This is a genomic window from Cobetia sp. PDI-23MA, from assembly GCF_059507735.1.
The window spans coordinates 413,840-440,002 of record NZ_CM183352.1; the positions used below are offsets into that span (position 1 = coordinate 413,840).

At 62.8% G+C, this 26,163-nt stretch carries 21 protein-coding genes; 14 read left to right on the plus strand and 7 right to left on the minus strand.

Annotated elements, in window-relative coordinates; genetic code table 11:
- The first annotated feature begins 190 nt into the window (after positions 1-190).
- The 6 genes from AC5WNJ_RS01910 to glrR all read left to right on the plus strand — a co-directional run bounded on the left by AC5WNJ_RS01910 (position 191) and on the right by glrR (position 8,438).
- A complete protein-coding gene (locus AC5WNJ_RS01910; protein WP_176676090.1) occupies positions 191-871 on the plus strand; it encodes a TIGR00153 family protein in 681 nt (226 codons plus the stop codon).
- Positions 872-911: 40 nt separating this feature from the next.
- Positions 912-2,195 (plus strand): inorganic phosphate transporter, encoded by a 1,284-nt coding sequence (locus tag AC5WNJ_RS01915; protein WP_176676091.1) that lies wholly within the window; start codon positions 912-914, stop codon positions 2,193-2,195.
- Positions 2,196-2,425: 230 nt separating this feature from the next.
- Positions 2,426-3,736, plus strand: coding sequence for an amino-acid N-acetyltransferase (gene argA, locus AC5WNJ_RS01920; RefSeq protein ID WP_253063024.1), 1,311 nt, complete (start codon positions 2,426-2,428; stop codon positions 3,734-3,736).
- A 1,125-nt stretch (positions 3,737-4,861) separates the two neighbouring features.
- Positions 4,862-6,379 (plus strand): HAMP domain-containing sensor histidine kinase, encoded by a 1,518-nt coding sequence (locus tag AC5WNJ_RS01925; RefSeq protein WP_495930353.1) that lies wholly within the window; start codon positions 4,862-4,864, stop codon positions 6,377-6,379.
- A gap of 4 nt (positions 6,380-6,383) precedes the next feature.
- A complete protein-coding gene (locus AC5WNJ_RS01930) occupies positions 6,384-6,950 on the plus strand; it encodes a hypothetical protein (RefSeq protein ID WP_253063028.1) in 567 nt (188 codons plus the stop codon).
- Positions 6,951-7,070: 120 nt separating this feature from the next.
- Positions 7,071-8,438: a two-component system response regulator GlrR gene (gene glrR / locus AC5WNJ_RS01935; protein WP_054555312.1), complete on the plus strand. Its 1,368-nt coding sequence runs from the start codon at positions 7,071-7,073 to the stop codon at positions 8,436-8,438.
- 139 nt (positions 8,439-8,577) lie between these two features.
- Here glrR and xseA read toward each other — a convergent pair whose 3' ends face one another.
- Positions 8,578-9,939 carry an exodeoxyribonuclease VII large subunit gene (gene xseA / locus AC5WNJ_RS01940; RefSeq protein WP_253063197.1) on the minus strand — a complete coding sequence of 454 codons (1,362 nt, stop codon included), beginning with the start codon at positions 9,937-9,939 and terminating at the stop codon, positions 8,578-8,580.
- 453 nt (positions 9,940-10,392) lie between these two features.
- Here xseA and guaB point away from each other — a divergent pair, with 453 nt between their 5' ends.
- Together guaB and guaA are read left to right on the plus strand one after the other, a co-directional pair.
- Complete coding sequence (guaB, locus tag AC5WNJ_RS01945; protein ID WP_176676096.1) at positions 10,393-11,862, plus strand: IMP dehydrogenase; 1,470 nt, start codon at positions 10,393-10,395, stop codon at positions 11,860-11,862.
- Between the two features lie 164 nt (positions 11,863-12,026).
- Positions 12,027-13,601, plus strand: coding sequence for a glutamine-hydrolyzing GMP synthase (gene guaA, locus AC5WNJ_RS01950; RefSeq protein WP_253063030.1), 1,575 nt, complete (start codon positions 12,027-12,029; stop codon positions 13,599-13,601).
- A 172-nt stretch (positions 13,602-13,773) separates the two neighbouring features.
- Here guaA and AC5WNJ_RS01955 read toward each other — a convergent pair whose 3' ends face one another.
- From AC5WNJ_RS01955 to AC5WNJ_RS01975, 5 genes are all read right to left on the minus strand, one after another.
- Positions 13,774-14,391 (minus strand): hypothetical protein, encoded by a 618-nt coding sequence (locus AC5WNJ_RS01955; protein WP_253063032.1) that lies wholly within the window; start codon positions 14,389-14,391, stop codon positions 13,774-13,776.
- Positions 14,388-15,461 carry a DUF3500 domain-containing protein gene (locus AC5WNJ_RS01960; protein WP_495930354.1) on the minus strand — a complete coding sequence of 358 codons (1,074 nt, stop codon included), beginning with the start codon at positions 15,459-15,461 and terminating at the stop codon, positions 14,388-14,390. Before AC5WNJ_RS01960 ends, AC5WNJ_RS01955 begins: the two co-directional genes overlap by 4 nt.
- 258 nt (positions 15,462-15,719) lie before the next feature.
- A complete protein-coding gene (locus tag AC5WNJ_RS01965; RefSeq protein ID WP_253063036.1) occupies positions 15,720-16,610 on the minus strand; it encodes a pseudouridine synthase in 891 nt (296 codons plus the stop codon).
- Between the two features lie 243 nt (positions 16,611-16,853).
- Positions 16,854-17,168, minus strand: coding sequence for a hypothetical protein (locus AC5WNJ_RS01970; RefSeq protein ID WP_043333722.1), 315 nt, complete (start codon positions 17,166-17,168; stop codon positions 16,854-16,856).
- 203 nt (positions 17,169-17,371) lie between these two features.
- On the minus strand, positions 17,372-17,716 hold the full coding sequence (locus AC5WNJ_RS01975; protein ID WP_253063038.1) for a hypothetical protein: 345 nt from the start codon (positions 17,714-17,716) through the stop codon (positions 17,372-17,374).
- A 335-nt stretch (positions 17,717-18,051) separates the two neighbouring features.
- On the opposite strand from AC5WNJ_RS01975, the gene AC5WNJ_RS01980 reads away from it, so the two are divergent.
- The 4 genes from AC5WNJ_RS01980 to AC5WNJ_RS01995 all read left to right on the plus strand — a co-directional run bounded on the left by AC5WNJ_RS01980 (position 18,052) and on the right by AC5WNJ_RS01995 (position 22,180).
- A complete protein-coding gene (locus tag AC5WNJ_RS01980; RefSeq protein WP_176676101.1) occupies positions 18,052-18,486 on the plus strand; it encodes a hypothetical protein in 435 nt (144 codons plus the stop codon).
- Positions 18,487-19,623: 1,137 nt separating this feature from the next.
- Positions 19,624-21,024 (plus strand): ATP-dependent RNA helicase DbpA, encoded by a 1,401-nt coding sequence (gene dbpA / locus AC5WNJ_RS01985; protein WP_253063049.1) that lies wholly within the window; start codon positions 19,624-19,626, stop codon positions 21,022-21,024.
- Between the two features lie 229 nt (positions 21,025-21,253).
- Positions 21,254-21,826 carry a GNAT family N-acetyltransferase gene (locus tag AC5WNJ_RS01990; RefSeq protein WP_054555319.1) on the plus strand — a complete coding sequence of 191 codons (573 nt, stop codon included), beginning with the start codon at positions 21,254-21,256 and terminating at the stop codon, positions 21,824-21,826.
- A 186-nt stretch (positions 21,827-22,012) separates the two neighbouring features.
- Entirely contained in the window at positions 22,013-22,180 is a 168-nt protein-coding gene (locus tag AC5WNJ_RS01995; protein ID WP_166019763.1) for a hypothetical protein, read from the plus strand.
- 120 nt (positions 22,181-22,300) lie between these two features.
- Here the strand turns inward: AC5WNJ_RS01995 and AC5WNJ_RS02000 are convergent, their stop codons facing one another.
- Positions 22,301-23,659 carry a NarK family nitrate/nitrite MFS transporter gene (locus tag AC5WNJ_RS02000; RefSeq protein WP_253063051.1) on the minus strand — a complete coding sequence of 453 codons (1,359 nt, stop codon included), beginning with the start codon at positions 23,657-23,659 and terminating at the stop codon, positions 22,301-22,303.
- Positions 23,660-24,210: 551 nt separating this feature from the next.
- Between AC5WNJ_RS02000 and AC5WNJ_RS02005 the strand changes: the two genes are divergently transcribed.
- Both AC5WNJ_RS02005 and AC5WNJ_RS02010 read left to right on the plus strand, forming a co-directional pair.
- Positions 24,211-24,786, plus strand: coding sequence for an ANTAR domain-containing response regulator (locus AC5WNJ_RS02005; protein WP_054555320.1), 576 nt, complete (start codon positions 24,211-24,213; stop codon positions 24,784-24,786).
- A gap of 50 nt (positions 24,787-24,836) precedes the next feature.
- Positions 24,837-26,045, plus strand: coding sequence for a CmpA/NrtA family ABC transporter substrate-binding protein (locus AC5WNJ_RS02010; RefSeq protein WP_253063053.1), 1,209 nt, complete (start codon positions 24,837-24,839; stop codon positions 26,043-26,045).
- Positions 26,046-26,163 lie beyond the last annotated feature (118 nt).

Below are 26,163 nucleotides of genomic sequence, written 5' to 3' on the forward strand. Positions count from 1 at the left end.
CCAGCGACCACGGGTCCTGCCGCTACATGACAATCTCTCCTCTGGAATCCTTCGTGTTCCCCCGCACTGCCGCTGTTGTTACGTAAATGACAACAGCAAGGCGGTATCATGACGTTACGATGAAAGTTATGTGATCGTCACAAAGGCTTTGCTACACTCCGCGCGTCAATCCTTAACGCCGACGGCCACTATGGTAACGACCAACCCTTTCTCTTCGATGTTCGGGCGCTCGCCTTTCAAGGCGCTGCACACCCACATCATCAAGACCGACGAGTGCGCCCAGCACTTGCTGACCTTCTTCGACGCCTGCGAGCAGGGTGATTGGGAGCAGGCAGCCAGCATTCGCAAGACCATCAGTGGTCTGGAGCGTGAAGCGGACGAGTTGAAGACGCAGCTGCGCCTCAACCTGCCCAACTCGCTGTTCCTGCCGGTCTCGCGCTCCGACCTTCTCGAGCTGATCCATGTCCAGGATTCCATCGCGAATGTCACCAAGGACATCGCCGGGATCATGCTGGGTCGTCATATGCAGATACCCACCGCACTGGTGCCCGCCATGGGTGAGTATCTCAAGACTGCGGTCGAATCGGTCTGCCAGGCGCGTCGTGCGTTGGGTGAACTGGAAGACCTCGTCGAGTCCGGTTTCGGGCGCAACATGAGCGAGCTGGTCGACAAGCTGATCAACGAGCTGCATGAGCTCGAGAAGCAGTCCGACGAACAGCAGATCGCCATCCGCCAGACCCTGTTCTCGCTGGAAGCCAGTCTCCCGCCCGTCGATGTGATCTTCCTGTACAAGATCATTGATTGGGTCGGCGATGTGGCTGACCAAGCGGAAAAGGTCGGTACCCGACTGCAGATCCTGATGGCGCGCTGAGCGCCGTCAGGACGTCCTGCCATCTGTCCAAGAGTCTTCTATGTCCATCATTGCTCAATACGGCGATGTGCTCGTCATTCTTGCCTGTCTGTTCGGTTTCTTCATGGCATGGGGTGTGGGTGCGAATGACGTCGCCAATGCCATGGGAACCTCGGTAGGTTCCAAGGCGATCACCATCAAACAGGCGATCATCATCGCCGTGATCTTCGAATTCCTCGGTGCCTGGCTTGCCGGTGGTGAGGTGACTGACACCATCCGCAAGGGCATCATCGACCCGTCACTGCTGATCGAGAATCCGCAGTTCCTGGTCTACGGCATGCTGGCCTCGCTGCTGGCCGCCGGTATCTGGCTGCTGATCGCTTCCATGAAGGGCTGGCCGGTCTCGACCACCCACTCCATCGTCGGCGCCATCGTCGGCTTCTCCGCTGCGGGTCTCGGCGTGGACGCCGTCGAATGGGCCAAGGTCGGTCAGATCGCGGCCTCCTGGCTGGTCTCGCCGCTGCTGGCGGGCTCCATCGCCTTCGTGCTGTTCAAGTCCGTGCAGACGCTGATCTTCGACAACGAAGACCCGTTCGCGGCCGCCAAGCGCTACGTGCCGATGTACATGTTCCTGGTCGGCTTCATCATCTCGATGGTGACCATGGTCAAGGGCCTTAAGCATGTCGGCCTGCATCTGAGCTTCGAATCCAGCCTGCTGCTGTCCGTCGTCGTCGGTGCCATCGTGATGGGTATCGGCGTGCTGATGGAGCGCAAGGTCGCGCGTTCACGCCTCAAGGAGAAGAATCGCGCCACCGGTGACGACTTCGACTTCAGCGGTGTCGAGAAGGTCTTCGGCCTGCTGATGATGTTCACCGCCTGTGCGATGGCCTTCGCCCACGGCTCCAACGACGTGGCCAATGCGGTCGGCCCGCTGGCGGCCATCATCAGTGTCGTCGACTCCGCCGGTCAGATCGGTGCCAAGGCGAGCATGCCGTGGTGGGTCCTCGTGCTGGGTGGCGGCGGTATCGTCGTCGGCCTGGTTACCTATGGTCGTCGCGTCATCGCCACCGTCGGCACCGGCATTACCGAGTTGACGCCATCTCGCGGCTTCGCGGCCACGCTGGCCGCCGCCTCGACCGTCGTGCTGGCCTCCGGCACCGGTCTGCCGATCTCCACCACCCACACCCTGGTCGGTGCGGTGCTGGGGGTAGGTCTGGCACGCGGCATGGCAGCGCTCAACCTGCGCGTGATCGGCACCATCGTGATGTCCTGGCTGATCACTCTGCCGGCCGGCGCGATCCTGTCGATCCTGTTCTTCTTCATGTTCAAGGGCATGTTCGGCTAAGCCGGCGCATGGTTCTGAGCCTGAGCCTTGGCTCGAGCTGACGCCTTGCATGAGATGAACTGGTAAAACGTATTGGTAAAACGAGAAAGGCGACCTTCGGGTCGCCTTTCTCGTATCTGACACATGGATGTCAGGGGGCAGCGCTCGCCGTGCAGGCTGCGGCGCTGATATGATGATTCATGGGCATGCCTGACATGCCATTTTCCCTCTCTCCTGCCCGGAGCTGGCTCTTGAACACGCGTTTCCCCTTCGCGGACTGGTTTCGCAACTCCTCTCCCTATATCAATGCCCATCGTGGCCGCACCTTCGTCATTCTGATCGAGGGCGATGCCCTGTCCTCGTCACGACGAACGCAGTTGATACAGGATCTGGCGTTGCTGCATACCCTCGGCGTGAAGCTGGTGGTGGTGTTTGGGGTGCGCCCGCAGGTGGCAGAGGCGTTGCAGGCTGCCGGTATCGAGGCGGACCGCCATCAGGGCCGCTGGGTGGTGACGCGTGAGATTCTCGGCCATCTGGAGCAGCAGGTCGCCACGCTGCGTCTGCGCCTAGAGGCCAGTCTGTCCCAGGGGCTGCCCAATACGCCGCTGCATGGCGTGGAGCTCTCCGCCGTCTCCGGCAATCTGGTGATGGCCAAGCCGCTGGGCGTGCGTCATGGCATCGACTTCCAGCATGGTGGCGAGGTGCGCCGCGTGCGCAGCGAGGCGATCCAGGGGCTGCTCTCGCAGCAGGCCATCGTCGTGCTGCCGCCGCTGGGCTATTCCAGCACAGGTGAGGTGTTCGATCTGGACGCTGCCGAGGTCGCCGAACACGCCGCCGTGGCGCTGGCCGCTGACAAGCTGATCCTGCTTGGCGAAGGGGAGGGCCTGTTCGGCGAAGACGGTGAGCTGCTGCGTCAGCTCAATCCTGAAGAAGCCGCGCTGATGGCGCCGCCTCGCGATGACGACAGCGAACTGTCGCGCCACCTGGCCGCGGCCTGCGGCGCCGCACGTCGTGGCGTCGGGCGCACCCACCTGTTGAGCTGGCGCGACCGTGACGCCCTGCTGGGCGAGTTGTTCACCCGTGACGGTATCGGCACCATGATCACGCGCCAGGGCTACGAGCAGCTGCGCAAGGCGCGCCTTGAGGATGTCGGTGGCCTGCTGGCGCTGCTGGGGCCGCTGGAGCAGCGCGGCATTCTGGTGGCCCGCTCGCGGGAGCGTCTCGAACATGAGATCGACGACTATGTGGTGCTGGAGCGCGATGGCATGGTCATCGGGTGTGCGGCACTGCATCTCAGCCTCGACGCCGCCATGGGCGAGCTGGCCTGCGTAGCCGTGCATGATGACTATCGTCGCGGACAGCGCGGCGAGCAGCTGCTGGCCGAGATCGAGCAGCGCGCGCGTCGCGCCGGCGTCGAGCGTCTGTATGCGCTGACGACCCATACCGTCCACTGGTTCATCGAGCACGGTTTCGTGTCGGCCGGCCTGCAAGACCTGCCGCCCATGCGTCGCGAGGCCTACAACTCGGCGCGCAACTCCAAGGTATTGCTCAAGTCGCTCTAGTCACACCTCACTTGCCTGCCAGTGTGAATCGCCCAGAGAACACCCGCTGATGACCCCCTCGATGAGGGCAGATCAGCGGGTGTTCTTGCGTAGGTGTCGCAGTTTCCCCCCACCCCTTGCGGGATTGTCTTGCAAAAGAGACGCTTCAACATATTGATTATAAAAGGAAAAATGTAGTGTCCTATATATATGTTGGCAAATCGCGACGAATCGGCCAGTAAAACACGACTCTGTGTGCCGTCCTGGGCAACATGGGCATGCCTGTCGCCGCGATGACAATTTCAAGTCATTGTTTTGTAATGTGTTTTCGGGTTTTTGGCACGCCTTTGGCAATAGGTATCGTGAGCAAGAGATATGAGGTGCATCACCGGCCCTTTCTCTGGCCTTCCAGCGATGACGGTACTCACTGCCCTGTGCGCTCCGTGATCGCTGACAGGCCAAGCGTCTGCTCCACGCGATGTGTGACTTCAGGTTGCGATGAGACAGGTACGGCCCTGGTGGGCATGGACAGTATCTTGAGGGCAAGGACGCCCGGGCAAGGATGCCCGAAACCGATGCGGTAGCCGGAGAGATTGGCTGCCGTCATCCCCGAATTGATGATCGAGGCGGGCAAGTCGGCAAGCCATCCGACTCGATCACCCACATTGCGATGTGTTGCCCCCTGCTTCACATCCGATAGGGAGCGCGGACGCTGTCCGGCGTGAACGTCAACTGATCTGGAACGACCACCAGGTGACGTTCTTTTCTCCCGGGACTGACAGGCAGACCACCTGTCAGACCCGCCAATCACGTGGTGCCTATGGTCTCCAGGTGCCAGAGTCACCACGTGATGACTGACCCTTCAGTTCCCTGCGTACTTGGGGCCGGCTATGCCGGCCCTCTTTTTTGTGCGTCCAGCGCTGAGTGGCTACTAATTTCATGCGAAACGTTGCCAATGGGACGGTTTGTCTCGTGGCGACCTTATGATTTGAATAAGCGTCATATTTATTTACGAACTGGCAACCGCGATGGACGCCGGTGAACTCTGGTACTCTAGGAAGACGTGATTCGATGATGACCATCCCTTTCCTGCATAGAGTTCTTTCCATGGCCTCCACAGTGTCACGACGCTGGCGTCCCCGCTCGTTGCCTCAGCTGGTTCTGATGGCATTTCTGGTGGTGATGCTGCCGATTGCCGTGCTCATGTTTCAAGCAGGGCAGGCGCTATCGGAATTGTCGGAACTGGCGGATGTCAGTGCCCGCCAGGCGGTCGACCAGACTCGCCGCGCCCGCACGCTGACCAATCTCACCGTCGAGATGGAGCGTAGCGCCCGCCAGTACGCCGTGCTGGAAAATCCTGATCTGATGAAGATCTACGCCGACAAGGCCAAAAGCTTCCGTGCCTTGCTGGATGAGCAGGCGCGGCTGTTGGGTGAGGGGGACCCTCGCGTCAGCGAGTTGAAGGCGACGCTGTCTCAGCTCGAGCGCATGCCCGAGATGAGCGTCGAGCAGGTCAGCCGCCACCTGGAAGACTTCGGTCCCTTCTCCATCCAGGCCAGTGGCCTGCTCAACTCCACGCGTGAGCTCGTCGATGCGCGTATCGAAGGCATCCGCGCCCGTGCCTCCCAGGTCAAGAATCAGCTGTGGTGGCAGACCGCGGCGCTGGTCTCCATCAGTCTGCTGTTGATGCTGTTCTTCACCTGGCTGATCATCCGGCCCATCCGGCAGCTGGAGCGCCGCATCAATGGCCTGGGCAGTGGCATCGATAGCGAGCGACCCATCGTCATCAAGGGGCCGGCGGAGCTGGTGCAGCTGGGCGAGCGCCTCAACTGGCTGTCGACGCGCCTGGATGAGCTCGAGGAGCAGAAGCAGCAGTTCCTGCGTCACATGTCGCATGAGCTCAAGACCCCGCTGGCCAGCATTCGTGAAGGCACCGGCCTGCTGATCGACGAGGTCGCCGGGCCGCTGAGTCCGCACCAGACCGAGATTCTTGGCCTGCTGGATGATTCCAGCAAGGAATTGCAGAAGCTGATCGAGCAACTCCTCGACTACAATCTGCTGCAGCACAATCAAGGCCTCGAACAGAGCCGCTTCGATGTGCATGAAGTGTTCAAGGAAGTGCTGGCAAAACATCGTCTGGCACTGGAAAAGAAGGGCATGCGCGTGCATCTTCCGCCTGCCAGCCTCAGTTGGGAGGCGGACAGGCCGCGTACCGGGCGTATTCTCGACAACCTGATCTCCAATGCCATCGCCTATGGTGAAGACAGTGGTGACCTGTGGTTGAGAGCCCGCAAGGAGCGTCGCAAGCTGATCATCGAGGTCGCCAACAGCGGCGAGCCCATCGCAACCCAGGACCGTGACCACCTGTTCAAGCCCTTCTATCAGGGCGAGGTCAAGCGCAAGGGGCCGCTCAAGGGCTCGGGCATCGGCCTCTCGGTCGCCGCTGACAGCGCCCGCGCCCAATTTGGTCAATTGGCGCTGGTGGATGACCCCAGGGCGGATGTCTGCTTCCGGCTGACATTGCCGACACCGAGTCGCTCGCTGACGTCAGGGGAAGGCAGTGAGCATGAGCTGCAGGCAGACAGGGATGCCGCCGGAGCGGATCAGCAGTCCACACCACATGAAATGGCGTCACTGAACGCCATCAAGCACGCAAGGAACTGAAGTGATGAAGGGGCAACGACTACTGATGCGCTTGGCCGCAGGCGTATTGCTCAGTACGCTTAGCGCCTGTGGCGCCCTGACCAATATCACCATGCCGGGCAGCGAGCCGGAAGTGGTCAGCCAGAGTGTGCGGGAGAGCTGCTACGGCATCGGCGACCTGCCGGACTTCACCGGCGAGGACTGCCTGCTGGATGAATGGGTCGCCTTCGCGCTGCAGGCCCAGCGTGGCAACAGCGGCTGGCGTGAAAGCACCCTTTTGCAGCTGGAAGGCAACCGCCATGACCGTCGCCTCGCGCGTGCCATCGTGCTCAGCTGGGGCGATGAATCGGACTGGGAGCTGGCCTCTGACCTCTACAAGGCGGACCTGCCTACCGCCCCGAGCCGCCTGCAGCCGCTGCTTCGCCAGTGGCTCAATGGCCTCGAGGAGCGTCGCGGTCTGATCGCCGAGCGTGACAAGAATGACGGTGCCCGTCGCAAGCTCAGCGCCGAGAATGCCCAGCTGACCAAGAAGCTGGAAGCCTTGACGGCCATCGAAGAATCGATCAATTCGCGCCGCCAGAGCACGCCCTGAACCCTCAGCGGCAGACTCTGGCCACGACCCTGTCACTCAATCCCCGCGATTGCATGACGCAAGACTGTGCGGCCCCGACGTCGATGTCCCAGGCCCTCGGGTGTCGCAAGGAGAGTTAGTGTGAAATACGCACAAGCGCATATTCTGCTCGTCGATGATGATGCGAGCCTGCTCAAGCTGCTCGGCATGCGTCTCGAAAGCCGTGGCTTCAAGGTCACGACGGCCAGCAGTGGCCGCGAGGCGCTCAGCCGTCTCGAAGCCGCACGTCCAGACCTGGTCCTGTCCGACCTGCGCATGGATGAAATGGATGGCATGGCCCTGTTCGGTGAGCTGCAGAAGCGTCAGCCGGGCATGCCCGTCATCCTGCTGACCGCACACGGCTCCATCCCTGATGCCGTCAGTGCCACCCGTCAGGGCGTGTTCAGCTTCCTGACCAAGCCGGTCGACAAGGACGAGCTGTTCGCCGCCATCGATGAGGCGCTGGCCCAGGCGCCGCCCGTAAAGGAGGGTGACGATGCCTGGCGTGCTGGCATCATCACTCGCTCCCCGCAGATGGAGCAGATTCTCGAGCAGGCGCGCATGGTAGCGGCCTCCGATGTCAGCGTGCTGGTCACCGGTCCGTCCGGTTCGGGCAAGGAGCTGATGGCCAAGGCCATCCACAACGCCAGCCCGCGTGCCTCGCGTCCCTTCGTCGCCATCAATTGTGGCGCGCTGCCGGAGCAGCTGCTGGAAAGCGAACTGTTCGGTCACGCCAAGGGCTCGTTCACCGGCGCGGTCAGTGCCCACCAGGGCCTGTTCCAGGCGGCAGACGGCGGCACCCTGTTCCTCGATGAGATCGGCGACATGCCGCTGGCGCTGCAGGTCAAGCTGCTGCGTGCACTGCAGGAGCGTCAGATTCGCCCGCTGGGCTCCACCACCTCGGTGCCCATCGACGTGCGCATCATCTCCGCCACGCACCGCAATCTCGACAAGGCGATGCATGACGGCGACTTCCGCGAAGACCTCTACTACCGACTCAACGTGGTCAATCTGAAGCTGCCCGCCCTGCGCGAGCGTGCCGAGGATGTGCCGCTGCTGGCCAAGTATCTGATCAGTCAGGCCGCCGCGCGCCACAAGCCGTTCGTGAAGGGCTTCTCGCCGGAAGCGCTCAACCTGCTGGCTTCCAGTGCCTGGCCGGGCAACGTGCGTCAGCTGGTCAACGTGGTCGAGCAGTGTGTCGCGCTCACCAGCTCCTCGATGATTCCGGAAGCGCTGGTCTCCCAGGCGCTGGCCGCGGAGGAAAACGCCTTGCCGTCCTTCTCTGAGGCGCGTGCCGGCTTCGAGCGCAGCTACCTGATCAAGGTGTTGAAGATCACCGAAGGCAACGTGACCCAGGCGGCGCGTATCGCCGGGCGTAACCGCACCGATTTCTACAAGCTGCTGGGACGTCATGATCTGGAGCCGGGTGTGTTCAAGCCGGGCGCCGAGCAGGGTCCGCCTGACTTCTAGGTTTATCGCGTCCGAGGCCACGCGAAAGGCGCAAGGTCAAAAGCGGCCCGGTGCGTCGGACGTGAAGCGCCCGTGAAAAAGCCCCGTTACCGGTTCCGGTAGCGGGGCTTTTTTCGGTCTGGCAGCGTGACAGCGTCGATCAGGGCTTTGGTCTGTAGCGACGTTTGACCTCGACGGCCAGGCGGCCTTCGCCGAGGCGGATCGAGAGCATCTCACCGGGCTGGGTCTGGTGGGCGGCGCGGATGACCTTGCTGTCGCCATGTGCTGGTGTCGAGTGACTGCCGACGCGTTCGACGATGGCGTAGCCGCGGTTGAGTACATTGAGCGGACTGACCGCATTCAGCGCACGCATCGCGCCTTCCAGTCTCTCACGATCAGCGGCCAGACGGCGGGGCAGGGCGTTGTTGAGGCGCGGGGTCAACATCGCCAGTTGCTGACGGTGACGCTGGATATCGCGCGCGGGGCTGGCCTGCTGCAGGCGGCGGGTCAGCTGGTCGGCCTTCTGCTGCTCACTGGTCATGCGCATGCGCACTGCAGTGTGCAGGCGGCGTTCCAGCTCGCGGGCACGCTGGCGCTGGGTTTCCAGCTCACGGGCCGGATGACGCAGGCGCGAGCGGGCATGATCCAGCCGCTGCGCGGCCTGATCGAGGCGGGCACGCTGCGCGCGCCACAGGCGCTGCTTGAGGGCGGTCAGCTGCTGCACCTGGGCGAGCTGATCAGGATACAGCGCCTCGGCAGCGGCGGAGGGCGTCGGCGCGCGCAGGTCGGCGGCCAGCTCCGCCAGGGTGGTGTCGGTCTCGTGGCCGATGGCCGCCACCACCGGCAGGCGCGAGTGGAAGATGGCGCGCGCCAGATGCTGGTCATTGAAGGCCCACAGGTCTTCCAGGCTGCCGCCGCCACGTGTGATCAGCAGTGCATCACAGTCGCTGTCGCGATTGGCCATCGCCACCGCGCGAATCAGCTGCGGCACCGCCTGCGGCCCTTGCACGGCGACCGGCAACACGCTCAGATGCGCCTGCGGCCAGCGCTTGCGCGTCACCGCGATCACATCCTGCAGCGCCGCACCGGTAGCGGAGGTGATCACGCCCAGATGGCGCGGCGGATGGGGCAGGGTGCGCTGATTGGCGAACACGCCCTCGGCCGCCAGTTGCTCCTTGAGGCGCGCCAGTCGCGCCAGCCACTCCCCCAGCCCCGCCTGCTGCAATGCCTCGACGATCAACTGATAGTCGCCGCGCGCCTCGAACAGTGACACCTTGGCGCGCACCCGCACCCGATCTCCGTCCTTGGGCTTCTCGCGCAGAAACTGGGCACGGCTCTTGAACAGCGCACAGCGCACCTGGGCGTTGTCGTCCTTGAGCGTGAAGTAGCAGTGGCCGGAGCGCGGCTGCGAGAAACCCGAGATTTCCCCCTCGATCCAGAGCTCCCCCAGGCCTCGCTCCAGCAGGCCCTTGGCCTCGCGGTTGAGCTGGGTCACGCTGATAGCATTGGCGGCAGACGAGATTTCGAACACGCGACATTCCTTGTGCTGGAGCTGACGGGGAGCTTGAGTGAGGGCGACTATTGAAGCTTGTGAAGAACTGAAGCTTGGAAGCACTGAAGCTTGTGAAGAGCACAAGACAATGATGCCACAGGCGAGAAGCGAGAGACGATCCAAGGCGACCCATCGGGATGCGCTGACCAGTGCCCAGCGAGGCGCGGCTCTGGCAAGGTGACTTGCCGCCCGCCAGCCCGCAGGCCGCGTCATCCGTGGCTTTAGTTGACCAGATGGTCAATGCCGCTGGGACAAGATGTCGCGAGATTGATAGCCTGCGACGTTTGTCTCGAGTGGGGCGAATGGGTTATCATGGGTGATTACCTCGCAGCAATCGCAAGAACCGTAGTCATGGCGCCTGTCCCACGGGCCCTGCACTGCGGCTTTCGCGCATCCCTCATAAACTGCTACTGGGCGTTCGACATGCTACGTATAGCGCAAGAAGCTCTGACGTTTGATGACGTTCTTCTCGTCCCCGGCTACTCCGAGGTCCTCCCCAAGGACGTCAGCCTGAGATCACGTCTCACACGCGACATCAGCGTCAATATCCCGCTCATCTCCTCTGCGATGGACACCGTCACCGAAGCTCGCCTGGCCATCGCCATGGCGCAGGAAGGTGGTGTCGGCATCATCCACAAGAGCATGAGCATCGCCCAGCAGGCCGCGGAAGTCCGCAAGGTCAAGAAGCACGAGAGCGTCATCGTGCGTGACCCGGTCACTGTCAGCCCGAAGGCCAAGATCCAGGATCTGCTGGCAATGTCCGAGGAGCATGGCTACTCCGGCTTCCCGGTGGTCGAGGGTGAATACCTGGTCGGCATCGTGACCGGTCGCGACATGCGTTTCCAGCCTGACTTCAGCGATACCGTCGCCGGCATCATGACCGGTCGCGACAAGCTGGTCACCGTACTGGAAGGCACGCCGCTGGATCAGATCAAGGCCAAGCTGCAGGAAAGCCGCATCGAGAAGATGCCGATCGTCGATGACGAATTCCGCCTGCGCGGCCTCGTCACCGTTCGCGACATCGAGAAGGTCAAGACCTACCCGAACGCGGCGAAGGACAGCAATGGCAGCCTGCTGGTGGGTGCTGCTGTCGGCACCGGCCCGGAAACGCCGGACCGCATCGCGGCACTGGCCGAAGCCGGCGTTGACGTCATCGTCGTCGACACCGCGCACGGTCACTCCAAGGGCGTGATCGACCGCGTCGCCTGGGTCAAGGAGCACCACCCGAAGATTCAGGTCATCGGTGGCAACATCGCGACCGCCGAAGCCGCCATCGCCTTGGCGGAAGCCGGCGCAGACGGCGTCAAGGTCGGCATCGGCCCGGGTTCCATCTGCACCACGCGTATCGTCGCCGGTGTCGGTGTGCCGCAGATCAGTGCTGTCGCCAATGTCGCGGCCGCCATGGCCAAGTACGACGTGCCGGTCATCGCCGATGGCGGTATCCGCTTCTCCGGTGACATCGCCAAGGCCATCGCCGCAGGCGCCAGCATCGTCATGATCGGCGGCCTGCTCGCCGGTACCGAGGAAGCGCCGGGCGAAGTCGAGCTGTTCCAGGGCCGTACCTACAAGGCGTATCGCGGCATGGGTTCCATGGGCGCCATGTCCCAGACCCAGGGCTCCAGCGACCGTTACTTCCAGGACAAGAATGCCGGCGTCGAGAAGCTGGTGCCGGAAGGCATCGAAGGCCGCGTGCCCTACAAGGGCATGATGAGCGCCATCGTGCACCAGTTGATGGGTGGCCTGCGTGCCTCCATGGGCTACACCGGTAGCCAGACCATCGAAGAGATGCGCACCGTGCCGCAATTCGTGCAGATCACCGGTGCCGGCTTCGCCGAATCCCACGTCCACGACGTGCAGATCACCAAGGAAGCGCCCAACTATCGGCGCGACTGAGACATAGCGAAGCGCGACGCAAAGCGGGAGCCCTACACGGGTTCCCGCTTTGCTTAGGTCGAGAAAACTTCTCCCCCGGCGGTTTCGGGGGCCGGAAGGAGACGACGCCGCGCTCCCTCGCAGCTCCGAAGCGGGTCACATGACTCCCCAATGAGAGACTGAAGATGCAAGACATCCATTCCCACAAGATCCTGATCCTCGATTTCGGTTCCCAGTACACACAGCTGATCGCGCGTCGCGTGCGTGAGCTGGGCGTGTTCTCCGAGGTGCGTGCCTTCGACATCACCGAAGAAGAGATCCGCGAGTACAACCCCAACGGCATCATCCTGGCCGGTGGCCCGGAATCCGTCACCGAGCTGGACTCGCCGCGTGCGCCTGAGTGCGTGTTCGAGATGGGTCTGCCGGTGTTCGGCATCTGTTACGGCATGCAGACCATGGCCGAGCAGCTCGGCGGCAAGGTCGAAGGCTCCAACGTGCGCGAATTCGGCTATGCCCAGATTCGTGTCGACGGTGAGTCCGCGCTGTTCAAGGACATCAAGGACCACCTGGACGACGAAGGCCGCCCGCTGCTCGACGTCTGGATGAGCCACGGTGACAAGGTCGCGAAGATCCCGGAGACCTTCACCGTCACTGCCTCCACCCCGAGCTGCCCGATCGCCGCCATGGCGTGGGAAGAGAAGCAGTTCTACGGCGTGCAGTTCCACCCGGAAGTCACCCACACCCTGCAGGGCCAGCGCATCCTCGAGCACTTCGTGATCGAGATCTGCCAGTCCGAGCGTCTGTGGACTCCGGCCAAGATCATCGAAGACCTCACCGATCGCGTTCGTGCTCAGGTCGGTGACCGCAAGGTGCTGCTCGGCCTGTCCGGCGGTGTCGACTCCTCCGTGGTCGCGGCGCTGCTGCACAAGGCCATCGGCGACCAGCTGACCTGCGTCTTCGTCGACAACGGCCTGCTGCGCAAGAACGAAGGCGACCAGGTCATGGAAACCTTCTCTCGCCACATGGGCGTCAAGGTCATCCGTGTTGACGCTGAAGACCTCTTCCTCAGCAAGCTGGCTGGCGTCAGTGACCCGGAAGCCAAGCGCAAGGCCATCGGCAACACCTTCATCGAAGTGTTCGATGCCGAAGCCGCCAAGCTGACCGAAGTCGACTTCCTCGCCCAGGGCACCATCTACCCGGACGTGATCGAATCCGCCGCCAGCAAGACCGGCAAGTCCCACGTCATCAAGTCTCACCACAATGTCGGCGGCCTGCCGGACGACATGAAGATGGAACTGGTCGAGCCGCTGCGCGAGCTGTTCAAGGACGAAGTCCGCAAGGTCGGCCTCGAACTCGGCCTGCCGTATGACATGGTCTACCGTCACCCCTTCCCGGGGCCGGGTCTGGGCGTGCGCATCCTCGGGGAAGTGAAGAAGGAATACGCGGACATCCTGCGTGAAGCCGACGCCATCTTCATCGAAGAACTGCACAACTTCGACTGGTACCACAAGACCAGCCAGGCGTTCGCCGTCTTCCTGCCGGTCAAGTCCGTCGGCGTCGTCGGCGATGGCCGTCGTTACGAGTGGGTCATCGGTATCCGTGCCGTCGAGACCGTCGACTTCATGACGGCCCGCTGGGCGCACCTGCCGTATGAGCTGCTGGAGAAGGTCTCCAACCGCATCATCAACGAGCTGGAGCACGTCTCGCGCGTCACCTATGACGTCAGCAGCAAGCCGCCGGCCACCATCGAGTGGGAATGATCGCCTGACGATCCCCCTCGCTGAGCTGACGCAGCGTTCTGTCGAGACGGTCTCTTGAGCTGATCGAGACGACAACGCAGCAAGCAGAAAGCCCTTCCGGCCATTGGCCGGAAGGGCTTTTTTGTGGGCGCGATTCAGGAAACGCTTATTGCCTTGCTTACTCCAGGTCGTCTCATTCCTGCTCGGCTGGCGTCTGCCTCGCCTTGTGTAGGTCGAGCCTTACGCCGTGGGCAGAGTGGAAGAAGTCGAAGTCGGCCAGTGGGCGGGTGTGGCCGTCGGAAGTTTGCCAGTAGACATCGGCGCGGTGGTTGCGGACTTCGTGCATCACGGCGTCGTATTTCAGCAGCAGGGAGTCCGGTTCTGCCTTGTCGGTCTTCACGTTCCACTCTGTGATGACCAGCACGTAGTCGCCGAGTTGTGGCTGATAGGTGGATGCGAGGCGCGCTCCCACCAGTTGCAGCGTCAGTGGTGTGTGACTCGCTGACAAGGCGAGATGGTGACTGAGGTAGTTGCCGAGTTGATCCACCAGCGGCTGCGGCAGGGGCTGGCCTGGTGCCTGCTCACCAAGGGCTGCCAGTTCCGGCGCGGCGATCAGCAGATCCTCGCGCGGGAACTGGAGCGTGAGGTGCAGCGTGTGCTGCGGTTGCTGCTCGAATGTCAGCACGCTGCCGGGCAGGGCGTGGGCGTGAGCCGTCTCGATGAGGCCGCCTCCCGCCCCGCTGACCCCGTGGCCGAAAGAGATCATGACAAGGGCGAGCAGGGCGGTGCGCCAGGAAACGCGCCGGCTCATTCGGCCTGGCCGCCGTAGTCGTCGGTGCGATCCCGCCATACCGAGTGCGGGTGATTGCCGACCTTGTCGGTGGACTTGTTCGACTGCAACGAGAATTCGATCCACAGTGAGGGGCCGTGGATGCGCACGTAGTCGTTCTCGGCGCTCACCTGCGGCGTGCCAGAGAAGCCGAGATAGGTCTCGGGAAGCTCGGAGGTGTACTTCTCCATGTAGGCGGCGGCTTCAGGGGCGGAGATGTCGTCCACGTAGGTCTCGATGGCCGTCAGCAACAGAGCCTGCTGGTCGTCATCCAGCTCGGAGACAGGGATGCCCTCGTAGCTGTCGGGGATGGCGTCGTCAGCCTGCGGGCCAGCGAGGATGTCACGGTAGGTGCCTTCCAGCGTGGCCTCGGCCTGTTGATCCTCGGAGAGCGAGCTGAGCAGGGTGGCGAAGGCATCGCGTTCCTGGGTCAGCGGCTCGTTCACGCGACCGTTCATCTCGAAATAGGGGAAGGGTTCCACGCCACGGAAGGAGGGCGTGGCACCGGCCAGCTTGCCGTCGGTATAGGTGTTGGCGAAGGCCATGTGGTGACCGCCGTAGTACAGCTCCCATGTGCCGCTCTCACCCGGTGTGCCGAGGAAGGCGAACTTGGTGTTGTAGGAGGAGTAACCGGCCTTGTAGTCGGTGCTGACGGTATTGATGTAGTCATCGGCGTTGAGCGTCTGGAGCATCTCGTCGAAGCCTTCATCGGGCGCGTGGCCGGTGGCTTCCAGCATGATGGCCTTTACAAGGCCGCGCTGCTTGATGTTCAGCTCGCCCAGCAGCACGCCGGGGCGTTTCGGGAAGGCACCGGCTGGCAGGTTGCTCCAGTTCTCGGCCTCTGCGAGGGAGTAGTCATGCTGCAGGTTCTCGAGAAGGTCATCGGAGACATCAGCCTTGAGCAGATCGATCAGGCACAGCATGCGTTCGTAACCGGGCGTATCACCGCATTCGGCTGCGCTCTCGGGGATGGGCACGCTCTGCATCTGGGTGCTGGTGTCACCCATGCGCGCGCGCAAGGCCTCGCTCAGCGCCTGGTCTTCCGCGGGCATCGGCGGTGGCCCGTCGTGGCCGGGCGGCGGCCCGTCGTGCCCTTGTTGTGCGAGGACGGGGAGGGACAGGAGCGCGGCCAGCGCGGCTCCTCCGGTCACTGCGAGACGTCGGGACATCGATGGGCCTATTTTCCGGGGATGAAGGAAAACCTTAGCCCGCCTGACGTCGAGCAGGAAGCTTTCGTCAGATGATTTCTTTGTGCACGTGCCGTGGCCTGTGCGTCGGTAGGCGATGACAGCCACGGGCCATGCCACGGCTCACGCCAGTGTCAGGTCACCGTCGTATTCGAAGCGTCTTTCCTCGCCGGTGACGGGGTCAATGAACTCGAATCCCTTGGAGAGCAGCTGCAAGGGGCGCGCGTAGTCATCCGGCGAGAGCGGTTGCAGCTCGGGGTAGTAGCGGTCATTCAGGATCGGCCAGCCCAGTGTCTGCATGTGTACCCGCAGCTGATGGCGTCGTCCGGTGATGGGGTGCAGCTCGAACAATGCCCGGCTGCCACGCTGGTCGATGCAGCGGATCACGGAGTGGCTGTTGGGCTCGCCCTGCCTTACCACGGTGCGAAAGCGCTGCTCGCCCTGTTCCAGACGATTCTTCACCTCCCACTGCTGGCCTGTCAGCGGTGCCTCGCTGTGTGTCTCGGCGATGGCCTGATAGGTCTTGTGGATATCTCGTGATTTGAACAACTGATGATAGAGAGGACGCGTCTCGGGATTGAGAGAGCACAGCACCAGCCCCGCCGTCACCCTGTCCAGGCGATGCACCGCCTGCAGCGCCTCTATCCCGGTACGCTTGCGCAGTCGCTGCTGCAGGCACTCGTTCACATACAGGCCACCGGGCGTCACCGGCAGAAAGTGCGGCTTGTAGGCCACCAGGATGTGCTCATCCTGATGGAGAACCTGCTCCGCGAAGGGAATGCTCGGCTCGCTTTCCACCTCGCGGTAATAGAACACGCGCAGATGTGGCTGGTAGAGCGACTCAGGCGTAATCCGCGAGCCATCATCGCGATGCACCTTGCCCTCGGCCATGCGCTCGCGCCAGCGCGACTCGGCAATCGCCGGAAACTTGAGCAGCAGATACTCCAGCACCGTCGTCACACCGGGATTGACCTGAGGCAGGCTCAGCTTGGAAGGGCGCGCGGAAATGGACATGGAAGGCCTGAGGTTGAGAGGAGCGGCTTGAGGGAGCCATTGTACAGGGAATGGTGGGGAGCGACGTTGTCAGTATTTTTGCCGCTGTTTCAGGTAGGGGGGCTGGGGCCAGAGGTCTGTTCAAGGCGCTGATATAAAACATCAAAAAAGCCCTCCCGGCATCGCCGGGAGGGCTTTTTCATGCGTCTTGCGGACTACGTTCACCGACGGGTCGATCTGCGGGGTTCTACTGAGATCAAACCATTACATCGGGTGTTGCTCTTCTTCGTAGAGCTCGGCCTTGGCGTCGCGTAGGACATCTTCGCAGGCGCTGTGGTTGGCCAGTTGCAGCATCAGGTTCTGGCTGAGGGCGAAGCCCTTGCCCAGGCAGGTGTCGACCTCTTCGCGGGTGAGCGCCGGGGTGACATTGCAGTCAATCTTCATCGTACGACTACCGCCATCAAAGCGGTCGGCGAGGGCGCGCAGGCGCCAGGCAAGCCGTGTTTTCCAGCGGGCGGTGGGGTCGGGGCCTTCCGTCACGTCGAGCGTGCAACGCCATTCAGGTTTGTAGACCTTCATGTGAACCTCCTCGGCTGGTCGTTTTCAATGATCGATCGTGATGTTCTGCTCCGCGTGCTGTGCTTGATGTCGTGCCTTGTTGCGCGTACCAGAAATGCGTTCCAGTCGTGCATATGACAGTCGTGCTCGAGGCTCGCGCGTCATCTTGATCGACGACAGGCCGAGCCTCTCTCTCACCATACGAGTTTTGGCGCCGAGATACATCAGCCTGAGTGCAAACGTTGCTTATCCTGATGTATCTGCAACAGCTGCTCCAGCGCCAGATGCAGCCAGTCGAAAGTATCAAGTGGCCTCACGACCCGCGCTGGCGCGCCACTTTGTGCAGCGGTGGCGGGGCTGTCAGGCGGAGTGTGCTCACCCAGCAGCTCCGCCAGGCTCTCGACCTGGATGCCTTCGCGTAAGGCGAATGTCTCAAGCTCGCCACTGGCCAGCCAGATCTCCTGAATCACCGTCGGTACCGCACTCATGGCACAGGCGTCGTCGAGAATCTCGCCACGCTCGCGTTGTGCTGCAATGCGCGCGGCATGCGCCAGCAGTTGGGCGCTCAAGGCCGGAAAGCGCGCCTTTGCAATGCGTGGCGGTAGGCCGGACCAGGGGCAAGGGAAAAGGGGCAAGGGGCCAGGATCAGGGCGGGTAAGTCGGCGTTTTTACAGAAGCAGTGACTGCTGATATTGCGCCCAACAATGGCAGCTTAAGGTCGCTAGACCCTCCAGTGCGGCAGGCGTTTGCGCCAAGGGGACGCGAGGCGGGATTGCGCTGCCAAGTGGTTAATCTTGTGAGAAAAATCATCAATCGATGCAACCAGGCGGCCACTTGGTGCGTACACAGCAGCACGTGCGCGCTGCCTTGCAGCGCCGGACCCTTCCCCCTGGAGAGAATTGACATGACGAAGTACGCCGATCGAATCCGCATTTCCCTGTTGCTGCTGCGCCTCGGGGTCTTCCTCGTGATCTTGATGTGGACACTCGACAAGTTCTTCCATCCCGGCCATGCCGCGGCCATCTTCGAGAAGTTCTACGCCATCGGCGGCCTGGGCGAGGGCATCGTCATCGCGATCGCCGTCGTCGAGATGGTGCTGTTGCTGATGTTCGTCGCGGGCGTGAAGAAGACGCTGACCTATGGCCTGGTGCTGTTGCTGCACGCCGGGTCTACCTTCTCTGCCTTCAAGCAGTATCTGGACCCGTTCGATCACCTGCTGTTCTTCGCTGCCTGGCCGATGCTGGCCGCCTGTGTCGCGCTGTTCATGCTGCGCGAGATCGACACCTGCTTCACCCTTGGTGGCAAGCAGGCGCGTCTTGAGGAAGAAGCGGCACGCTAAGTGGCCGTGGCCGAGCTGGCTGCAAGCTCGGCCCTTTTCCTTGATGAGATGACACACAAAAGCGCCGCTCGGGCCATGCTCGGGCGGCGCTTTTGTGTGGGGAGGTATCGCCATCGTGCGTCTTCGTGTGACCTTTCTCGCTTGCGCCGGGGAGAGTGGGGCTCCAGCGTCATTATGTGTTGTTTCTTGTCATGTTTATCAAAAAGGTAATCAGTTAGCTTGTGTGAAGGTAGTAAAACCCATAATTGTGTCTTCTGTTCTCCATAGCCGGCATTACGTAATCATCTGATGACAAGGCCCACAGGCAGCACTGTGTTTGCTCAGGTCACGTCATGCCGTGCATTGCGGCAATGAAGCTGCAGGATTCACGTCAATGGTGTTTCCAAGGTGTTGCCAGCTCTGTGTCTCGGCGACCTGTGTCTTGCGCCGGGCTTGATGACCGGTTTCGTACTGGCTGTCAGTACGCCTGCAATGATCCGATTCGGGAGCTCCCGAGATCGAAAACGCCTGTGCGGCACAGACAGTATTTTTCTATCTGCAAGTCATTGATATTCATGACATCGATTCAGATTTAGTCTCTGGGCGCGCAGCGGCATCACTGATGAGAGCTGGCATTCCTCATATCCAGCATGGGGGCATCTCGGTATGCACCAATCCTGGTATGTCATTGGCATTGATAGTCGGAGGCAGATAACAAGAACGTCGCGATGACTATTCCGTCATGAGTAGCGACGTCATTTGTGTGAATACGCTGCATGAATCAAGGATCGGGAAATATCAGGCAATCTGATAGGCGTTTCCGTGTCATGGCATGCCAGCTGACAATTGGCCATTCTGTTTAATTAACGATAATTGATAAATGATATTTGGCGGGAATCGAATCCTGTCGTGACGAAAATCATGCTTGAGTTGAGTCACGTTCTAGCTGGCTCATACGGTGTGCTGAGAGATGATTCTGGCGGGCAAGGGAGGGCGTTGCTCCAAAAGGCTATCTCGCCTGGGGAGCCGGTATCAGGGGCTGGCATTCGTGGCAGGCGCTATCCGCAGCAGGCGTCGGTGGCCACGCTCTGCTATGCTCTGCGCCCGCGCGTAAGCCCGTTCGGCTCGTGCCTGTTCATCGATTGAAGGAATGTCCTCGTGACTGACGCCACCGCCACCCCTGCCTTTGCCTCTCTGGCGCTGGCGCCCGAGCTGCTCGACAACCTCGCCACGCTCGACTACCACACCATGACGCCGATTCAGGCGCAGAGCCTGCCGCCGATGCTGCAAGGCCGCGATGTCATCGCCCAGGGGCAGACCGGCTCCGGCAAGACTGCTGCCTTTGGCCTGGGCCTGCTGTCGCGCCTCAAGGTCTCGCGCTTCCGGGTGCAATCACTGGTGCTGTGCCCGACGCGTGAGCTGGCTGATCAGGTCGCCGGCGAGATCCGTCGTCTGGCGCGCGGTCTGCACAACGTCAAGGTGCTGACATTGTGTGGTGGTGCACCCTTCGGCCCCCAGCTGGGTTCGCTGGAACACGGCGCGCACATCATCGTCGGCACGCCGGGGCGCGTGGATGAGCACCTGCGCAAGGGCAGCCTCAGCCTTGAGGAGCTCAATACCCTGGTGCTGGATGAAGCCGACCGCATGCTCGACATGGGCTTCGCCGAGGTGCTGGATGCCATCGTCGCCGAGACCCCGGAGGAGCGTCAGACGCTGCTGTTCAGCGCGACCTTCGCCGATGGCGTGCGTCCGATCGCCGAGCGCATGCTGCGTGACCCGGTCAGCATCGAGGTGGCCTCCACCCACGATGACAGCAGCATCCGTCAGCTGTTCCACCGTGTCGCCGATGACGAGGCGCGCTTCGAGGCGCTGCGTATCCTGCTGCTTAAGTACCGTCCGGAATCCAGCGTGGTGTTCTGCAACACCAAGCGTCAGGCGCAGGAAGTCAGCGATGCCCTCAATGAGCACGGCTTCAGTGCCATGGCGCTGCACGGTGACCTCGAACAGCGCGAGCGTGACCAGACGCTGGTGATGTTCGCCAACAAGAGCACCTCGATTCTGGTGGCCACCGATGTCGCGGCGCGCGGGCTGGATATCGATGCGCTGGATGCGGTGTTCAACTACGAGATCGCGCGTGATCTCGACGCCCACGTGCACCGTGTCGGGCGTACCGGCCGCGCGGGCAGCTCCGGCATCGCCTGTACGCTTTACACCGAGAAGGAAGACTATCGCCTGACCAGGCTGGGTGAATTCCTCGAGCAGACCCTGGAAGCCGAGCCGCTGCCCTCGAAGAGCATGCTGACCCGCGAGCCCTTCCATGCGCGCATGGCGACGCTGCAGATCGATGGCGGCAAGAAGGACAAGCTGCGTCCCGGCGATATCCTCGGCGCGCTGACCGGTGACGGCGGCCTGGAAGGCAGCAAGATCGGCAAGATCAAGGTACTGGCGCGGACCACCTTCCTCGCCGTGGAGCGTGATGTCGCCAAGTCGGCACTCACCCAGCTGATGAATGGCAAGCTCAAGGGCCGCTCCTTCCGCGCGCGTCGTCTCAAGAGCTGAGGCGGGCAGCGTTGGCGACGTGTCTGACTGCTGGCGGCGAGATGCCTGAGAGGGGCTGAACCAGGCACTTCATCTGTCATGCGACCTTGATATCACCCCAGGCGATGCCCGCCACCACGGCGGGCATCGTGCTTTTTGAGCAGCAGATTGACGCTCGCAGCCGCTGCGGGCGGTGGCTACGCTTGAGGTAACGTCCCTGATCATCAGGGCGCTGATCCGGTACCTCGTGATGACTGCCAACGCCGTCGATAACCTTCGCATTCGTGAAGAGCGTCTCATTGATCATGAGCGCATCTACCGCATTCATGAATCCGTCTTTGCCGGCCATCGTGAAGCGCGCCTGGGTGACAGGTTGCGTCGAGGCAATCTGGCGCAGATCTCGCTGGTGGCCGAGCGTGTCACCGACCCGGAGACCGGCCGCCACCTCAGTGAAGGCGAGGGCGGTCTGCTGGGGCATGTGATGGTGTCGCGCGTGGAGCTTTCCGGCTACCCGGACCGCGTGCTGATGGCGTTGGCGCCGCTGGCGGTGCTGCCCCAGCATCAGCGTCACGGCATCGGCAAGCGACTGGTGATCTCGGCGGTCAAGCGCTGTCGACTGCTGGGGGCGGGGGCCGTGGTGGCGGCCGGTCATGCGGATTTCTATACCCACCTGGGCTTTCATCCGGCGTGTCATTACGGGCTCTACTGCCATCATGACGACGTGCCGGGTTCCTTCGTCGCCTTCGAGCTGCTGCCGGACTATCTGGAGGGGCTGGGCGGTGAAGTGCAGTTTCCCGATACCTTCTCTGAGCTGGGTATCTGATCAGCCCTGCGCGGTTGAGCTGAGCAGCCCTGAGCGATTGGTTTTGATCAGCCACAGGCAACTCGGCGTTGCGTGACCCTTGAAACGGCAAGGCTCCTGCTCCATGTCATGGGTAGCACCACGTGGCAGCCTGCGGGTGATGGCAGCTGTCGCGTCATTCCGACCGATGATTCAAGGAGAGACATCATGAAGCTCAAGACTCTGGGTAGTTCGCTGATGATTGCCATGCTCGGTCTCGGTGGCCTGTCGCTCGCCGGTTGCGAGGACGAAGGCCCGATGGAGAAGGCCGGTGAGAAGATGGACAACGCCGTCGAGGAAGCCGGTGATAGCGTCGAGAACGCCACCGATAGCTGAGGCTCGGCTGTCAGCGCCGCGATGAGTCGCCGCTGACCTGAGCTGTCATCAGACACAAGAAGGCCCCGCCTCCCAGAGGCGGGGCCTTCTTGTGTCTGGCTCGGGGAGAAGGAAATCCGCTTATGCCGAGGCGGGCTGCTGCTCGCTCTGCTGCTTGCGGTCCGCGATGGCGGCGTCGTAGGCGCGGCTTTCCTCGGCTTCGGTGGCGGCGCTGAAGCGCACCAGCAGCGCGAACAGCGAGATCACGATCACGCCCATGCCCAGGTACATCAGGCCTTCCTGGTAGGTCAGCTCCTCGCTGCGGAACAGGAAGCCCGCGGCGACCGCGCCTGCGTTGCCGCCGGCACCGACGATACCGGCGACCGCGCCGAGCGCCTTGCGATTGACGAAGGGCACGATACCGAAGGTCGCGCCCTCCGCCATCTGCACGAAGAGGCTGAAGACCAGCATGATGCCGATGGCCACCGCGAGGGTTTCCATCTGCGCGAAGCCGACCAGCGCGACGCCTTCACACAGCAGCGCGATGAACAGCCAGCGCACGCGGCCCTTGAGGCCGGCCTGGCGGGCGAAGAGATCGGAGAAGACGCCGCCCAGGGTGCGGGCGAACAGGTTCATCAGGCCGAACAGGCCAGCGATGAGACCGGCGGTGGCGAGATCGAGATCGAAGTGGTCGAAGAAGTAGATGGCGGCGACGTTGTGGATGGTCAGCTCGACCCCGAAGCAGGCGCCATAGACGAGGAACAGGGCCCAGACACGGATGTCGCGTGCCGCCGCGCCGAAGGTGGCGCGCATGCTGTATTCCTTCTCGGCCTTGGGCAGCTCACCACGCTCACGCAGCTCGCTGAAGTTGCCGTCCGGCGCATCCTGGGTGAAGAAGTAGTAGGCGATACCGGTGAGGAACAGCACGATGCCCGGCACGACCATCGCCAGACGCCAGCCCAAGGTCTGCTCGACGCCCAGCATCAGCAGGCCGGCCATCACCAGCGGCATCAGCATCTGGGTAGTGCCGCCGCCCAGGTTGCCCCAGCCTGCGGTGGTGGCGTTGGCGGTACCGACCACATTGGGGCCGAACATCACGGAAGTATGGTACTGGGTGATGACGAAGGAAGCGCCGATGGCACCGATGGCCAGGCGGGCCAGGAAGAAGGATTCGAAGCTGTCGGCGAAACCGATGCACATCACCGGCAGCGAGCCGAGGCACAAGAGCCAGGTATAGGCCTTGCGTGGCCCGATGCGATCACACAGCACGCCGATGGCGAGACGCACGATCACCGTGATGGCGACGGAGGCGATGATGGTGTTGCCGATCTGGGTCTTGGTCAGGCCGAGGTCGTCACGTACCACGGCCATCAGCGGCGCGATGCCGAACCAGCCGAAGAAGCAGACGTGGAAGGCGAACCATGACATGTGGAAGGCGCGCATCTGCGGAGTGTTGAAGCTGAACAGCCGGATGCGGCTGGCCTTGTTGCGGATATCCATGAGTGGGCTCCTGATTCAGCGTCGGTGCCGGGCACGAGGTCAGGTGTGCTCGGCGAGTGGTCGAACGGCTGTGAATGAACGACAGCAAGGGCGCCTCGTCATTGAGGGGCCTGGTTCGACGCACTCGTACTCCGAAGAGCCTGGTCCACGTCATGGATAGCGATGGCAGCAGTCGGTGATGCCATGGTTGCCGGCAGCAGAGTGTCCGTGCGGCAAGTGACAGGAACAAAGCAAGTAGCGCGCCAGTTGCGGGGGTGTGAGAGGGACAAGTCCCAGAAGATCAATGGCTTGGCAAGGACAGTAGGGTGGCACGTGCAGGCGGTGTCTCGGGCTGGATGCGCGCTGGCGGTGCGTCAGCAAGGCGCGGGGTACCAGTCTGGCGCACGCGAATGGTGCTGGGAGGGTCGGCAAGGCGCATGCCTCATTGCAGTGCAGCGACGCTTTCGGCTCGACCGCTCTGAAGGCCTTTGGCCGCAAGGTTGCACCAGATTGCGGCACGGATCCTGCTTGGGTGTACGGCAAGTCTCATGCCCGACCCAAGGAAACCTGACATGCCCGTGACCGTGCTGATCGTCGATGTCCGCAGTGAGCGCTCCGCCGCGCTGGAGCAGGCGCTATTGAGCGCCGGCTTCGAGGTGGCGCTGCGCGTTGACGAGCACGAGGACCTGCACGCGCTGGTCGAGCAGCATCAGCCCGATGCGGTGATCATCGACGCCGACCTGCCCAGCCGCGACACCCTGGAGCATCTCGGCCAGCTGGGGCGACGCTATCCCAAGCCGATGATCATGCTGGCCAGTGAAGATGCGCCGGACCTCGTGCGTGAGGCGGCCGGCGCCGGTGTCTCGGCCTATGTGGTGGACCACGTCATGCCAGCGATGGTGCGCAGCATGGTCGAGGTCGCCATCACCAGCTTCGAGGCGCACCGTGCACTCAAGGGGGAGCTCAACCGTACCCAGACCACATTGGTGCAGCGGCGCAGCGTCGATCGCGCCAAGGCCGTGGTGATGGAGACGCGCGGGCTCAGTGAAGATGCCGCCTATCAATACCTGCGCAAGACCGCCATGAACCGGCGCCTGGCTCTGCATGAGCTGGCCGATGAGCTGCTCAAGGCCGCGCGTCGGCGCTGAGCCGGTCGCCGTACTGTCCTTCTCTCTCGATCGTTCAAGAGGTATGCGTGATGCCCACAGATGTACCCCTGAATGGCCATCAGCTGACGCTGGGCCTGATGCCACTCAATGATGCCGCGCCCTTCGTGGTCGCTGAGCAGTTGGGGCTTTTCCGCGAGGAGGGGCTGGCGGTGACACTCAAGTGGCAACCCTCGTGGGCAGCGTTGCGTGATGACCTGCAGACCGGCGTGTTGCAGGGCGCGCAGATGCTGGCGCTGATGCCGCTGACCTCGACCCTGGGCCTGGATGGCCGCGCCACACCGGTGATCAGCGCCATGACGCTCAATCTGGGCGGCAACTCCATCACCCTGTCGCGCGCACTGATGGCGACGCTTGGCGAGAATGGTCACGCGCTTTCCAGCCCGCTGCAGGTCTCCGAGGCGCTGGCGGCGCATGTGCGCGAGCGCAAGCAGCGCGGCGAGCCCCTGCTCAAGCTGGCCAGCGTGCATCCGTTCTCCTCGCATCGTTATCTGTTGCGCTACTGGCTGGCGGCCGGCGGCATCAATCCGGACCGCGACGTCGAGATGCGTGCCGTGGCACCGCCGCTGATGGCGGCGCAACTGGCTAGCGGTGCGCTGGATGGCTTCTGTGTCGGTGAGCCCTGGAACAGCCTGGCGGCGGCACAGGGCATGGGGCAGGTGGTGGCGGGCAGTCATGATATCTGGCGCTTCGGGCAGGAAAAGGTGCTGGGCGTGCGCGAGGACTGGGCGGAGCAGCATCCGCTGGCGCATCAGGCGCTGATTCGCGCGCTGCTCAAGGCCTGCGCCTGGCTGGACCGCCCCGGCAATCGGGCCAGGGCGGCCGAGTGGCTGCATGATGAGGGCATGCCGGAGGTGCCGATGAGCGTGGTGACGCGCGGACTGGAAGACGTGGATGTCGAGCAGTCGGTGGAGGAGTTTCAGCAGCAAAATCCCGGCTGGACCATCTTCCATCGCTACGCGGCCAACTTCCCGTGGCGTTCCCAGACACGCTGGTACATCGCCCAGATGCAGCGCTGGGGCCATCTGCAGGGCTTCAGTGACGAGGATCTCGAGGCGACGCTGGCGCGGTGCGTCCGGCCGGACCTCTACCGCACGGCGGCCCGCAAGCTGGGCATGGTGGTGCCGGTGGTGGATGAGCGCAGCGAAGGCACGCATCCGTCGCCCTGGTGGCTGAGCGGTGAGGCGGGCCAGGTGCCGATGCCGGCGGATGGCTTCATCGATGGTGCGGTCTTCGAGTGATGTCGCAGGCGCGGTGCTTGCCGATCCGCGCTGGCGCGGGATTGCACAGCACTTGCAGAGTCGCCATCTCCCTTGCCGGATGGCAGGGGGGAACCTGACGGCTCAGACATGTTGGCAG